This is a genomic window from Enterobacter sp. T2, assembly GCF_010692925.1.
Taxonomy (GTDB): Bacteria; Pseudomonadota; Gammaproteobacteria; order Enterobacterales; family Enterobacteriaceae; genus Enterobacter; species Enterobacter kobei.
This window is the reverse complement of record NZ_CP048736.1, coordinates 2202634-2215239: the sequence shown is the minus strand read 5'-3', so window position 1 is coordinate 2215239 and position 12606 is coordinate 2202634. Positions and strand designations below refer to the sequence as shown.

Below are 12606 nucleotides of genomic sequence, written 5' to 3'. Positions count from 1 at the left end.
TAAAACGGAGGAAGCGTTATGCAGTTTGTGTTGATTTTACTGGTGATAGCCGGAGGGATGGGTCTCTCCATTGAGGCGGGATTACTGGGGCCACTGGGGGGCGAAGTGGGCGACTTATGGGCCACGTTCAGTATTTTTGGGGTCGGTGCCGCACTGACGTTTTTACTGATGCTGTTTTTTAGCCCGCGTAACAGCCCCTCGTTTTTTGCCCAGCCCGGCTGGCAGTTGCTCGGCGGCGTGCTCGGCCCGGTGTACGTGGTCATCCTGACCGTTGCGACACCCGCCATCGGCATCGCAATGACCATGATTGGGATTTTGGCCGGTCAGGTCTTTAAAAGCCTGATCATTGACCACTACGGTCTGCTGGGCTCGCCGCACAGAAAGATAAATGCGAAGCGCATTATTGCACTGGGGTTCATCATTGCGGCACTGGTTCTGGTCGCACAGGGGTAACGTATGACACTGATTATGATTCTTCTCGCCGTTTGCGGCGGCGCTACGCTGAGCATTCAGGCCGCGATTAACGGACAGCTCGGCAGCAGCGTGGGGGTATTCAAAAGCGCGTTTCTGACCTTTTCCGTCGGCGCACTGGTGACCGCCCTGCTCATATTTTTCTTTGAGCCTAAGCATGCGGTCACGCTGCTGGACGTACCCAAATGGCAGCTCCTCGGCGCGATGTTTGGCGTGCCCTATATCGTGATTATGGTGCTTGCCGTACAGCGCATCGGCACCGCCGTCGCCACGGTGGCGGTGATATTCGGCCAGCTCACCATGAGCATGTTGATAGATAACTTTGGCTGGTTGGGTAATCCCGCTATTCCCTTTTCGCCGAGCCGTCTGGGCGCGGTTATCTGCCTGGGGATTGCACTGTATTTCATCTACTCGAGCAGCAAAATCTACAGCGCCCGCGACTAGACTCACGTCTTCCGGGTAAAGAACAGCGTCACCGTGGCGACGGTGACGCCAAATTTCTTCATCTCGGTTTTATTAAACAGATGGGTCTCATCCTGCAGGTACATCCAGTCGTCAAACTTCAATAGCCAGCTACTGCCGTTGGCTTTGACCTTCATGCTGTAATGCCAGTTAAAGGCGTTACCTGCCGCCTGCCCCGTAGCGACCCCTTCGATATCCCCCGCCGTTCCCTCGTAGCGATCGTTCCCCAGCCTGCGGATGTGCCATACCCGCTGTTGCTTCTCGCCATCGTCATACACGAAGTGCTCATTGAGCGTCAGCGTATCGCCGATAACATCCCCGGCAATCTCCACGTGAAAGCGGCGGATCTGTTTACCGCTGCGATCCTGCACCATGCCCCACGCTTCGGTTTTCCCCTGGAAGTAGTCGAAGATATCAAGCCGTGGCTGCTGCTGGCGATACTCGGCCACCTCTGTGCTACAGCCTGCCAGCAGCATGGTCAATGCCAGCACCATCATCAGGAAACGTTTCATTTTTGTCCTCCAAGTAACTGCTGACGCAGTTCAGGATATTGCGTGCGGGGATCGAGCCAGATGGCCAGAAAGCGCGTGCTGAATGCTTCTGACTGGCGCGGGCCAAGTGGAATAAAGCTTTTCTGCGTTGCTGACGCGCGGTACCAGAACTGTCCCTGCTTATCATCGAGGACAAACGCCAGCTGTGAGCCCGGCCGGACATCCGGCCACAGCGAACGAAGCATCTGTAACCAGCCTTCGCTTTGCGGCTCCCGCTGCAAAATCCCCTGCGCCTGCCACTGATCGCGCGTGGCCTCCACCAGTTCATCACGTTCAATGTCGCGCGCGTAGGTGATAATCAACGCCTGATCCTGATCCGCCGCGCGGTAGCGACCGTCCGGCGTGCGCAGCTGGGAGGTATAAACCGTAAACGGGCCCCAGGTGAGCGTGGCGTCACCCACCTTACGCCAGGCCAGCCAGTCGGCGGCGTGGGCCGCAGGGATCACCATCGTCAGCCAAAGGAGGAAAACCGCTGCTCTCATTTTTGTCTCCCCATCAGCAGGTGGAAAAACAACATTAATACCAGCCAGCCCGGCACCATCCAGCTGACGACGATAAAGGTCGGCTCCTGAAAGGTGATAGCACCCAGCCGCTCGCCAATCAGGTACGCCACCGGCCCTCCCACGGCGGCCAGCAGCGTCAGCAGCCAGCCGGGTAACGTGGTCGTGCGAGCAAGCTGTGTCCAGACGGTGGCGAACATCAGCCACAATGCCACCATCCATAGCGGCATCAGGGACTCGCCGGTGAAGGCAATCAGCCCCGTCAACGCCCAGAGCGCATCCAGTACGCTGCCCGCTGCCGCCAGACCGATGGCGTAAAGGCGGTATACCGGCGGCAAAAACAGGCAGGCGAGCACCGCCAGCGCAAGCCAGATAATCAGGCCCTGCTCACGAAAGATCACCACCAGCGCCCAGTAAAGATCGAACCCGACGGCCAGCAGAAAGACCTGAAGATAACGTCTCATACGCGTTCGGCGGTCAGTTGCACCACGCTGATGGTGCGGGCGTTAAACCCGGCTTCGCAGTAGCCAAAGTAGTACAGCCACATACGGCGGAACCGTTCGTCGAAGCCGAGCTTTTCAATCTCCTGCCAGGCATGAACAAAGCGCTGCCGCCAGTGGGCCAGCGTGCGGGCATAGTCTGGCCCCATGTCAAAGAGGTTACGGACCACAAAATCGGTGTGGCGCGTCATCAGCTCATTCATCGCTGTGATGCTCGGCAGGAAGCCGCCGGGGAAAATGTAGCGCTGGATAAAATCGACGCTTTTGCTGTAGTCGCGGTAGCGCTGGTCCTGAATGGTAATGGCCTGAATCGCCATCCGGCCACCCGGGCGCAGCCGCGCCTGACAGGTTCGGAAGAACACGGGCAGGTAGCGTTGCCCGACGGCTTCAATCATCTCTATCGAGACCAGCTTGTCGTACTGCCCGGTGAGGTCGCGATAATCACAAAGCAGAACCTCAACGCGGTCCTGCAACCCGGCGCGGGCGATCCGCTCGGTTGCCCAGATATACTGCTCCTGCGACAGCGTGGTGGTGGTTACCCGACAGCCGTAGTGACGTGCCGCGTATTCCGCCATCGCCCCCCAGCCGGTACCGATCTCCAGCAGGTGATCGGACTCACACAGCGCCAGCTGTTCGCACAGACGCGCCATTTTGGCCTGCTGCGCCGCCGTGAGATCCTGCTCATCCGCAGTAAACAGCGCGCTGGAGTAAAGCAGCTCCTTATCCAGAAAATGTGAATAAAAGGTATTGCCCAGGTCGTAATGCGCGGCAATATTTTCACGCGCCTGGGCCCGGGAATTGCGCCGCGTCCAGTGGCGCAGCCGCTCCAGCGGTCTACCGAGCAGCCGGAACCCTTTCTCCAGACGGCCAAGCACCTCGCCATTAAGGGCCAGGATTTCCAGAAGCGGCGTGAGTTGCGTGGTTTCCCATTCGCCATCCATCCAGGCTTCTGCGGCGGCAAGGCTCCCGCCCGTTAAGACGCGCCAGTAGACGCCGGGCGCGAGGATCTGAATGTCGGCGTGCAGCGCGGAGGATGTCTCGCCAAAATGGAATGTCTGTGCCCCTTCACGCAGCGTGAGCGAGCCGCCACGAATACCGCTTAACAGACGGAAAAGCAGCCAACGCGCAATGCGGACGTTGCGCGGGATATCGGGTTCTAGCGCAAAGACGGGATCGGTCATGAGCGTTCACTCCTGCTGACGGGATGGTTATGCAGCGGCACGCGCTTGAGCCACAGCCTCAGCGCCTGCCAGTAAATAGCGAAAACGGTTTTCAGGGTCATCAGTGGAATGCGCAGCAGTAACGCACGCAGTGCCGGACGCGTCAGAGGCTCCCGGCGTAGCGCCAGCGTGGCGTCAAACACCTTCGCGTCCTGATGATTTTCAATGTGCATATGCAACGTGTTATCCGGGTTGTTGAAGCGCCAGTGGTAGATCATGTCCATTGGGTTGAAGGGGGAAACGTGAAACGCTTTTTCCGTCGGCTGCGCGTCCTGTCCGTTGACGGCATAGTAATGCCGCTCGTTCCACGGCGTGTTGCGGACCTCCGCCAGCACCCAGCCCAACGTCCCCTTCTCGTCATAGCAGTAGTAAAAGTTGACCGGATTGAAATGAAACCCGAAATAGCGCAGCTGCGTCAGGAGCATGACTCGTCCGCCGGGACGTTCTCCGGTGAGCCCCTCCAGCGTGTTCAGGACGTTCTCTTTGAGCGGCGTACCCAGCGGATAGTCCGTGTCATAAAACGCGGCGGCGGCGAAGCGATTGCGCCGTACGCCGACGTCTGCCAGCAGTGGCAGTTCATCCAGATCCAGCCAGGCCATAAAGACGCTGTAGCGAAATTCGTGGGTTTTCGGCTGGAGGCGGCGGTGGCGTAATACGCCGTGATAGAGGCAGCTGTTCATCTCAGTTCCCCTCTCCGGCCGCGATCGCGTTGACCACGTCCAGCGCGCTGCGCACGCCATCCTCGTGAAAACCGTTGTACCAGTAAGCCCCGCAGAACCAGCTTCGCTGGTGACCGTTGATTTCACCGCGACGCGCCTGCGCCCGCCAGCTTTGCGGGTTAAACAGCGGATGTTCATAAACAAAGCGCTGTAACACGAAGCGTTCATCCACCGGCGTTTCCGGGTTCAGGGTGACGCAGAACAGCGGGCTCCCCTCTGGCAGCCCTTGCAGAATGTTCATGTTGTAGGTGACGCAGGCGCTGGCCTGCTCATGCTCGCTCAGGCGGTAGTTCCAGCTGGCCCACGCGCGCTTGCGTACCGGCAGCCAGCGCGGATCGCTGTGCAAAATTACCTCGTTGCGCTGCCAGCCGATATCCCCCAGCACCTCTCGCTCTGCTGGCGTCGGCGCCTCAAGCATGGCCAGCGCCTCGGCGGAGTGGCAGGCAAAAATCACCTGATCGAAGGTATGGCTGGCGTTTTCGAGCTGAAGCGTGACCCCGTCTTTGTGGCGGCTGACACGCTGCACCGGCGCGTTCAGGCGTAACGTCAGGCGGTCGCCCAGCTTTTCCAGCATGGCGCGGATGTACTCCCGCGAGCCGCCCGGTACCACGTACCACTGCGGACGATGGGTAATATCCAGCAGACCATGATGATTAAAAAAGCGCAGGAAGAGCGGCAGCGGGAAACGCTTCATCTCCTGCAACGACGACGACCAGATGGCGGCGCCCATCGGCAGAATGTAGTGGCGCGCAAAAAACGGCGTGAAGCCATGCTGTTGCAGAAACGTCTCCAGCGTGGCGTGCGGATCCACGGCCCCTTCCAGCGCCTGTTTTGCCAGCCGATTAAAGCGGACGATCTCTCCGAGCAGACGCCAGAATGCCGGATTCACCAGGTTTCGGCGCTGGGCAAACAGCGACGTCAGGGTGTGTCCGTTGTACTCTAGCCCCGTCTGGGGGTTGTGCACCGAAAAGCTCATCTGCGTTTTTTGCCCGCTGATGCCGAGCTCGCTGAGCAGGCCCATAAAGCGCGGATAGGTCCGGTCGTTGTAGACGATAAAGCCGGTATCAATCGCCCAGGTGCCCTGTGGCGTCGAGACATCTACCGTTGCGGTATGGCCGCCAGGCGTGGCGCCCGCTTCAAACAGGGTCACCTGATGGTGACCGGCCAGCCGCCAGGCGCAGGTCAGCCCGGCAATTCCGCTGCCGATAATCGCAATCTTCATGAACGTACCATCCTGCGCAGCAGTGTGCGCTGCAAAAACGCGGGTAGCCTGGAGAGCAGTCGCAAAATGAAGCCGAACCGGGTGGGAAACGCGATGTGCATTTTCCCTTTCGCCAGTCCGGAACGGATCGCCTTGACCGCCTCGTCAACGCTCACCCTGCCCGGCATGGCGAAATCGTTTTTGCGCGTCAGGGGGGTATCGACAAAGCCTGGGGAGATCACCGTGACGGCAATCCCTTTGGGCTCCCAGTCCAGGCGCAGACTGTCCGCAAACCAGCTCAGCGCGGCTTTAGACGCGCCGTAGGCTTCTGCCCGCGGGAACGGAAGCCAGTGGGCCATCGAACTCACCAGCACCACGCGGTTGCCGGCAACCAGCTGCGGCTGCAACGCGGCAAGACAGTTCACCGGGCCGAGGAAATTGGTGTTCATAACCCGCTCCACCAGCGCCGCGTCCACTACGCCCCGATCGAGGTACTCGCAGGTACCGGCGCAGAGAATAACCAGATCGGCGTAAACGCCGCTCAGCGCCTGGCGACAGGCGTCCCTGTCTGTCATATCGAACAGGCGAACTGTGAGATTGGGGCAGGTCTGATGCAAGGCTTCAAGGCGCGCAGGATCCCGCCCACAGGCAATCACGTGGTACCCCTCCGCGGCGAAGGAGGTCGCCAGCCCGGCGCCAATACCCGAGCTTGCGCCGGTGATCAGTACCGTTTTCATGATTTCACCCTCCGCTTCACGCCGCGTACCGCCCAGCCCAGCAGCGGAAGATGTTCGTAGATCATCTCTCCCGCATCGTAGTAGTCGCGCTGACGCGTGATAAGACCCTTTTCCGTGTCCACCACCGAACAGCCCGGCAGTTCGAGCGGGTCCCCTCCGGCGATGCGCGGGTGCGACCAGTGCATCACCCAGGTCACAACAAAGCGGTTTTCACTGCACAGCGGTGGATCGATGGTAAAACGGCAGTTTTCGACATTCGCCAGCAGATGGGTGAAATAGCGCTGAAGCGCAAAGATACCGTCGTGCTCGCCGAACGGATCGATTAGCGTGGCATCCGAATGATAAAGCCCGACCAGTGCGGAGGGCGGCTGGCTATCCAGTGCGCTGTAGTACTCAACAAACCGACTCACGACAGAGGGCAAAGTGCTCATGGGTCACATCCTGGCTGTAAACAACGTGGCGTAATCGCATAATTAAAACTTACACAATTAACGTTATTTGTCCAAGTTTGTGCATATCTATTTTTAATATTTTAAATATATCAATAAGTTAATGTCAGGCAAAAAATTGTCTTTTGTAGGCCGGGTAAGGCGTAGCCGCCACCCGGCTTTGTTTTTTCAGTTTAACCTTAAGGCAAATCCCTCAATCTTCTTCCAGGCTTACCCTTTTAAATTCATAAGGATATCTGACATGAGACGTTTCTTTTTCTCGCTTTTCTCAAGCCCTGAATCCTTGCTGCAGGTGATGAGTCAGCAGGAGATCATCGAAGCCGTGGAGGATGGTGACCGCATCATCATCGACCAGGACGGGAATGCATCGGTGAACTACAAAAGCAATGAGGTACGGCAGGATTTTCTGCGTCACGTCAACGCGTTGAAGAGGGCCTGATATGGGAACGGCGATATTTATGGTGCTGATGGTATGCGGGTACTGGTACACCAGTCGCGATCTGTCGACGCGCTTTAAAATCAAGCGCTCTTTCGGCTGGGACGTCTATTTCCTTGTTGCGCTTTATGGCTGTATTTTCGTGCTCCAGGGCGTGGTTGCCACGGGACTGCTTTGGCTCCTGCTTCTCGCCCTTTCTGCCGCCAATAACGCCTTTCACTTTGCCTCACCGAAATATACCGACTGGCAAATCGACTTTATGAACTGGAGTTTTTTAGGCATTCAGGCGCCTGTGGTCGTGATGCTGGCGTTTGCCATCCTGTTTTGCCTCTATCGCTCCAACTGGGCAGGCAGCGCCAGGCTGGACGGTGAAAGCCGGAAAAAGCTCTACAAACGGCTTGCCCAGTCGAGCGGTATTGAACAACTGCTCTATCAGTGTATGGAGCAAGGCGAGCTGGCGCAGGTGACGCTTCGGTCGCGGCGGATATATATCGGCATGATCCACACCGCGACGCTGGAATACGAAAACACGGCCAATATTGTGCTGATACCGATGTTAAGCGGGTACAGAGACGAGAAGACAATGAATTTGCGCATCGAGAATAATTACAGCAAGTGGTATGCGGAGCATGACATTACGCTCGACTCCGAACCCCGCAGCGCTATGTCATTCCGAAAGGTGATTTTACTCAATCAGATTGAGAGCCTGTCACTGTTCGATCCCGCCAGCGCCAGCGCGCTGTCTCTGGCGCAGCGGGAGTGACCAATATTCTGGTGCGATTCAGCCCTGGGCCTTTTGAAAGAGGTCCCAGCGGTTGCCGTAGAGATCTTCAAACACCACCACCGTACCGTACTCTTCCTCACGAGGTGCTTCACAGAAATGAACGCCTTTTTCTTTCATGGCATGGTAATCGCTCCAAAAATCATCCGTCTGAAGGAACAGGAAAACCCGGCCACCGCATTGATTGCCGATAAAGGCTTCCTGCCTCTCATTAGAAGCCCGTGCCAGCAGAATATTGCAGTCGCTTTCCGGATTTGGCGTGACGACGACCCAGCGTTTATCCTGCTGCGGCGTGTCCTCGACAAGGGTAAACCCCAGCTTGTCGGTGTAGTATTCAATTGCACGATCGTAGTCATCAACCACAATAGCCACGCACCCCAGACATCGCTTCTGTGTTCTCATTTTCCGTTTCCTTTACCCTGAATGGTTATGCCCAGCGCATTCCCACAGAATACGCGCGCATAAAAATATTTTATAGATCGGTTAGCGTCGCAAAAATCCGTGCCGCTAAGGCGGCGGGGATCCTGATGAAGGCAGCGAAGGATGCCGACGCACCCGTCCTGCTGATGGGACACGGAATTATCAACCGGTATATTGCGAAAGAACTGCTCGCATCTGGCTGGAAAGAACAGACCCGCCCCCGTACCGGTTACTGGGGTGCGGGTATTTACAGCCGTTAAGCCCCCGGAAAAGCTTATTTTTCCATTAACTGTTCCAGACCGCGTGATAACGAGTGGAGGACAGCATCCATCTCCACGCCCATTTGCGCATGAATAATGGCGCCGTCAATAAGCAACATGATTTCGTTGATCACGCGCTCATCAGCGATCTTCGTCAGCGACGTAATCATTTTCTTTGTTTCGAGTTTATGGTCACGGCATATCGCCTTTATTTCACTTTCAATATCTTCAGACTTCGCCTCTGCACTGGCGTTAATAAACGCGCAGCCGTGAAACTCGGGTGAAACAAACCATTCGTAAAGGGTGGCAGATAATGCCTCTGACGATGTCTGACCGGCGTTGAGATTACGCCGCAATGAGGCTTCAAACCAGTTCATCCATATTTCATGCCGATAGTGCAAATAGGCGAGAATCAATAAACTCTTACTCGGAAAGTGGCGATAGAAAGTTACCTTGGTCACTTTCGCCTCTTTAATCAACGTATCCACGCCCGTTGCCTTAAAGCCCGTGGAATAAAAGAGATCGTGAGCGGTACGTAATATTTTATCCCTGACGCTGATTTTTGTCTCGTTGCTTGCGGGTTCTGTTTTCATTTTTCGGCAGCCTCAAAAAGGGATATTGACAACGTTATTTTTCAGGCATAGATTAACGCAAGTAGACAGATCTGTCTACATAATATAACACTGAGGTAATCGCCATGAATACACGCCCTCCTTTACCGCCCTTCACCCGTGAAAGCGCCATCGAAAAAGTCAGACTCGCCGAAGACGGCTGGAACAGTCGCGACCCGGCAAAAGTCGCGCTGGCCTATTCGCTGGATACCCAATGGCGCAACCGCGCAGAATTCGCCACCAACCGTGAAGAAGCGCAGGCGTTTCTGGAACGGAAGTGGAAAAAAGAGCTGGGTTACCGCCTGATTAAGGAGCTCTGGGCATTTACGGATAACCGGATCGCGGTGCGCTATGCTTATGAATGGCATGATGATTCCGGCAACTGGTACCGTTCCTACGGCAATGAAAACTGGGAGTTTGAAGCGGACGGGTTGATGAAGCGTCGTTTTGCCTGCGTGAACGATATGCCAATAAAAGAATCTGAGCGACTGTTCCACTGGCCGCAGGGCAGACGCCCGGACGATCACCCCTCGCTGAGCGATCTGGGGTTATAGGATTTTCGCATCACTCCGGGGCGCCCCCGGAGTGATGAATTTACAGTGCGCCCAGCTGTTTCATCAGCGTCAGGTTGTCCTCAATATGCCAGTTAGCCACAATTTTACCGTCATTAATTTCATAGATATCCGTGGCGATAAAATCTATTTTCTGCCCCTTTCCTTTCAGCTCGCCAAATGTTCCGGTAAACGTGCCGTGAAAACGTAAATGGGAGACCACACGATTACCGGAAATAACCATCTGCTCAACGTCACAGCGCAAATCAGGTACGGCAGTACGAAATGCCCGGGAGGCTAAAATAGCGCCCTCGGGGCCCTGCTTACGCCCTTCCGGCGGCGTTTTATCAATAAAGTTAACTGCAAGCGCTTCACGCGCCAGAGACGGCGTCCCCGTATTCCAGAACGTTGCATATTTTCTGGCTGCAGCCTCATTCGCGGCTAATTGCGCCTGCGGCAGGCTTTTATCGACAATCAGCTGCTGTGGTTTCACCCACTCCTCCTGCGCCGAATAAGCAGCGCCCGACAGACCGATAAAAATAAGCGGCAATAAAACAGAACGAAAACAGGTTGAATAGTTCATCATTTTCTCTCAATCATTTATCAGGATAACGGCAAGGTGGGATAATCGGTATATCCCGTCGCACTGCCACCAAACAGCGTGGCGGGATCGCGCACCTGGGCCAGCGGCAACTTGTGCGCCAGCCGGTGGGGTAAATCCGGGTTGGCAATAAATGGCCGTCCGAAGGCAATCAAATCGGCATAGCCAGCCGTAAGTATTTGTTCGGCTTTGTTAAGGTCATAGTTGCCCGCGACGATAAGCGTTCCGCTAAACGTCTCGCGCAGGGATTGACGGAAAGTGTCGGGTACCTGCGGCGCGTCGTCCCAGTCGGCTTCCGCCAGGTGGATGAATGCTATCCCGTGTTGTTCGCACCAGGCCGCCAGAGCGAGGATGGCGTCGATCACCTGCGGGTCATTCATCCCCCGCTGGGTAATAAACGGCGAAAGGCGGATGCCCGTTCGCTCGGGGCCAATGGCCTCCGCAATCGCGTTCAAGGCCTCCTGGGCAAAGCGGATCCGGTTAGCAAGCGTGCCGCCATACTCGTCCGTGCGTTTATTGGAGGTTTGACGCAGGAACTGGTCAATCAAATAGCCGTTTCCGCCGTGAACTTCCACGCCATCAAAGCCGGCCTGGACGGCATTCAGTGCCGCCTGGCGATAGTCCGCGATGATGCCGTGAATGTCTTTGCGCGTCAGCGTTCTTGGCTGCGGGCAGTCAACCATTTGGCCTTCGCCCTTTTCGTTCACCACCCACACTTTCGCGTCCGGTGCCAGCGCTGACGGGGCCACGGGCAGACCATCCTGATGAAAACTGGCGTGCGACATTCGCCCGACGTGCCAGAGCTGAGAAAAAATCACCCCGCCCGCCTGATGCACGGCCCCCGTCGTGAGTTGCCATCCTGAAACCTGCTCCGGCGAATGGATGCCGGGAGTCCAGGAGTATCCCTGGCCCTGCGGGGAGATCTGGGTGGCTTCGGTGATGATTAATCCCGCGCTGGCCCGCTGCCGGTAGTATTCCGCCATCAGCGACGAGGGAATATTGCCTGGCTGAAGGGAACGCGCGCGGGTCATCGGTGCCATAACGATACGATTTTTCAGGTCCTGCTGACCCAACCGGTAACGGTCAAAAAGTGAGGAACGGTTCATGTTTTCATCCCTTATGGTTTGGATGAAATCACTTTACAGGCGGTATTGCATTTTGATAATTACACTGAAAACTGATGCACTTTTCGGAAAATATGAATAATGGGCAAGCTTGAAGATATGGCATTGCTGGTTGAAGTGGCCGAGGCCGGGGGGCTTTCCGCCGCCGGACGACGGCTGTCGCTCTCTCCTGCGACCATGACGGCCAGACTGAAGGCGATTGAAGAACGTTACCAGACTCGCCTGTTTCACCGTTCAACGCGATCCATCACGCTGACCCGTGCCGGAGAAGAGTTTTATCATGCCGCGCTGCGCGTGCTGGAAGAGATGCGCCATGCCGAGTCGCTCCTGACGCAAAAAGAGGGCGTCCTCAGCGGCAATATTCGCCTTTCTGCCCCCTCGGATTTTGGCAGACAGTATCTTAGCCCCGCCGTGGTGGAATTTTCCCGACAGCATCCTGACGTGAAATTTTTCATCGCGTTAAGAGAACATGTTGAAGATCTGGTCGCTAACCGGCTGGATATGAGCGTGCGTTTCGGTAACCTGCCGGACAGCAGCCTGGTCGTCAGAAACATCCGCCCAAATCATCGGGTGCTGGTGGCCTCTGCGGCGTATCTTAGCAACCGCGGCGTCCCCGCCACATTTGCGGAGTTAGCCCATCACCGATGCCTTGCACTTGAGTCTCAGGGCGTGGTGATGAACGAATGGCGCTTTGAAAAAGATGGCGAGGAAAGTGTCGTTCGCGTAGAGCCAGCCATGGTGTGCGACGACGGGGCATTGCTTCGTCAGTGGGCGCTCAGCGGCGCTGGCATTGCGGGGAAATCCTGGTGGGATGTGAAGGACGATGTTGAGGCCGGAAGACTCACCGTCCTGTTTGCTGACAGTTTTACCGGTTTTAGCCGATACGACCGCAAAGATGTCGGGCTACAGTTTGTTTACCCGCAGCGTAAACTGCAGCCGCTTCAGGTCACGGCCTTTAGCCAGTTTTTTCTCGACTGGCTAAAAAAACGGTAGCGTGAATGTTGATTAGACC

At 56.4% G+C, this 12606-nt stretch carries 19 protein-coding genes; 7 read left to right on the top strand and 12 right to left on the bottom strand.

Translation table 11 applies throughout. The annotated features are described in order from the left end of the window. Window positions 1-18 precede the first annotated feature (18 nt). Together G0034_RS10750 and G0034_RS10745 are read left to right on the top strand one after the other, a co-directional pair. Entirely contained in the window at window positions 19-453 is a 435-nt protein-coding gene (locus G0034_RS10750) for a DMT family transporter (RefSeq protein ID WP_014883752.1), read from the top strand. Window positions 454-456: 3 nt separating this feature from the next. After that, entirely contained in the window at window positions 457-915 is a 459-nt protein-coding gene (locus tag G0034_RS10745; protein WP_023330358.1) for a DMT family transporter, read from the top strand. A gap of 2 nt (window positions 916-917) precedes the next feature. Here G0034_RS10745 and G0034_RS10740 read toward each other — a convergent pair whose 3' ends face one another. From G0034_RS10740 to G0034_RS10705, 8 genes are read right to left on the bottom strand one after another with little or no spacing between them, the layout of a single operon-like run. Then, window positions 918-1445 carry a DUF3833 domain-containing protein gene (locus G0034_RS10740; RefSeq protein ID WP_014883750.1) on the bottom strand — a complete coding sequence of 176 codons (528 nt, stop codon included), beginning with the start codon at window positions 1443-1445 and terminating at the stop codon, window positions 918-920. Continuing rightward, window positions 1442-1966, bottom strand: coding sequence for a hypothetical protein (locus tag G0034_RS10735; RefSeq protein ID WP_014883749.1), 525 nt, complete (start codon window positions 1964-1966; stop codon window positions 1442-1444). The genes G0034_RS10740 and G0034_RS10735 overlap by 4 nt, the downstream gene beginning before the upstream one ends. Then, window positions 1963-2448 (bottom strand): DUF2878 domain-containing protein, encoded by a 486-nt coding sequence (locus G0034_RS10730; RefSeq protein WP_014883748.1) that lies wholly within the window; start codon window positions 2446-2448, stop codon window positions 1963-1965. The genes G0034_RS10735 and G0034_RS10730 overlap by 4 nt, the downstream gene beginning before the upstream one ends. Beyond that, on the bottom strand, window positions 2445-3665 hold the full coding sequence (locus tag G0034_RS10725; RefSeq protein WP_014883747.1) for an SAM-dependent methyltransferase: 1221 nt from the start codon (window positions 3663-3665) through the stop codon (window positions 2445-2447). The genes G0034_RS10730 and G0034_RS10725 overlap by 4 nt, the downstream gene beginning before the upstream one ends. Continuing rightward, entirely contained in the window at window positions 3662-4384 is a 723-nt protein-coding gene (locus G0034_RS10720) for a DUF1365 domain-containing protein (RefSeq protein WP_014883746.1), read from the bottom strand. The genes G0034_RS10725 and G0034_RS10720 overlap by 4 nt, the downstream gene beginning before the upstream one ends. Window position 4385: 1 nt before the next feature. Then, a complete protein-coding gene (locus tag G0034_RS10715) occupies window positions 4386-5645 on the bottom strand; it encodes an NAD(P)/FAD-dependent oxidoreductase (protein ID WP_179120846.1) in 1260 nt (419 codons plus the stop codon). Then, entirely contained in the window at window positions 5642-6361 is a 720-nt protein-coding gene (locus G0034_RS10710; protein WP_014883744.1) for an SDR family NAD(P)-dependent oxidoreductase, read from the bottom strand. The genes G0034_RS10715 and G0034_RS10710 overlap by 4 nt, the downstream gene beginning before the upstream one ends. Beyond that, window positions 6358-6792 carry a nuclear transport factor 2 family protein gene (locus tag G0034_RS10705; protein WP_014883743.1) on the bottom strand — a complete coding sequence of 145 codons (435 nt, stop codon included), beginning with the start codon at window positions 6790-6792 and terminating at the stop codon, window positions 6358-6360. Before G0034_RS10705 ends, G0034_RS10710 begins: the two co-directional genes overlap by 4 nt. Before the next feature lie 259 nt (window positions 6793-7051). Here G0034_RS10705 and G0034_RS10700 point away from each other — a divergent pair, with 259 nt between their 5' ends. Then, window positions 7052-7249 carry a hypothetical protein gene (locus tag G0034_RS10700; RefSeq protein ID WP_069602063.1) on the top strand — a complete coding sequence of 66 codons (198 nt, stop codon included), beginning with the start codon at window positions 7052-7054 and terminating at the stop codon, window positions 7247-7249. A gap of 1 nt (window position 7250) precedes the next feature. Then, entirely contained in the window at window positions 7251-8009 is a 759-nt protein-coding gene (locus G0034_RS10695) for a hypothetical protein (RefSeq protein ID WP_023330351.1), read from the top strand. 18 nt (window positions 8010-8027) lie between these two features. Here G0034_RS10695 and G0034_RS10690 read toward each other — a convergent pair whose 3' ends face one another. After that, window positions 8028-8429 carry a VOC family protein gene (locus G0034_RS10690; RefSeq protein WP_121527845.1) on the bottom strand — a complete coding sequence of 134 codons (402 nt, stop codon included), beginning with the start codon at window positions 8427-8429 and terminating at the stop codon, window positions 8028-8030. Between the two features lie 125 nt (window positions 8430-8554). Between G0034_RS10690 and G0034_RS10685 the strand changes: the two genes are divergently transcribed. Further along, entirely contained in the window at window positions 8555-8707 is a 153-nt protein-coding gene (locus G0034_RS10685; RefSeq protein ID WP_166479279.1) for a phosphoglycerate mutase, read from the top strand. A gap of 14 nt (window positions 8708-8721) precedes the next feature. On the opposite strand, the gene G0034_RS10680 is transcribed toward G0034_RS10685, so the two are convergent. After that, window positions 8722-9300 (bottom strand): TetR/AcrR family transcriptional regulator, encoded by a 579-nt coding sequence (locus G0034_RS10680; RefSeq protein WP_179120845.1) that lies wholly within the window; start codon window positions 9298-9300, stop codon window positions 8722-8724. A 104-nt stretch (window positions 9301-9404) separates the two neighbouring features. Between G0034_RS10680 and G0034_RS10675 the strand changes: the two genes are divergently transcribed. Further along, complete coding sequence (locus G0034_RS10675; protein WP_014883739.1) at window positions 9405-9872, top strand: nuclear transport factor 2 family protein; 468 nt, start codon at window positions 9405-9407, stop codon at window positions 9870-9872. Between the two features lie 40 nt (window positions 9873-9912). Here the strand turns inward: G0034_RS10675 and G0034_RS10670 are convergent, their stop codons facing one another. After that, window positions 9913-10452, bottom strand: coding sequence for an ester cyclase (locus tag G0034_RS10670; protein WP_179121328.1), 540 nt, complete (start codon window positions 10450-10452; stop codon window positions 9913-9915). Window positions 10453-10472: 20 nt separating this feature from the next. Further along, window positions 10473-11576 (bottom strand): alkene reductase, encoded by a 1104-nt coding sequence (locus tag G0034_RS10665; protein ID WP_179120844.1) that lies wholly within the window; start codon window positions 11574-11576, stop codon window positions 10473-10475. Window positions 11577-11675: 99 nt separating this feature from the next. On the opposite strand from G0034_RS10665, the gene G0034_RS10660 reads away from it, so the two are divergent. Beyond that, on the top strand, window positions 11676-12587 hold the full coding sequence (locus G0034_RS10660) for a LysR family transcriptional regulator (protein ID WP_179120843.1): 912 nt from the start codon (window positions 11676-11678) through the stop codon (window positions 12585-12587). Window positions 12588-12606 lie beyond the last annotated feature (19 nt).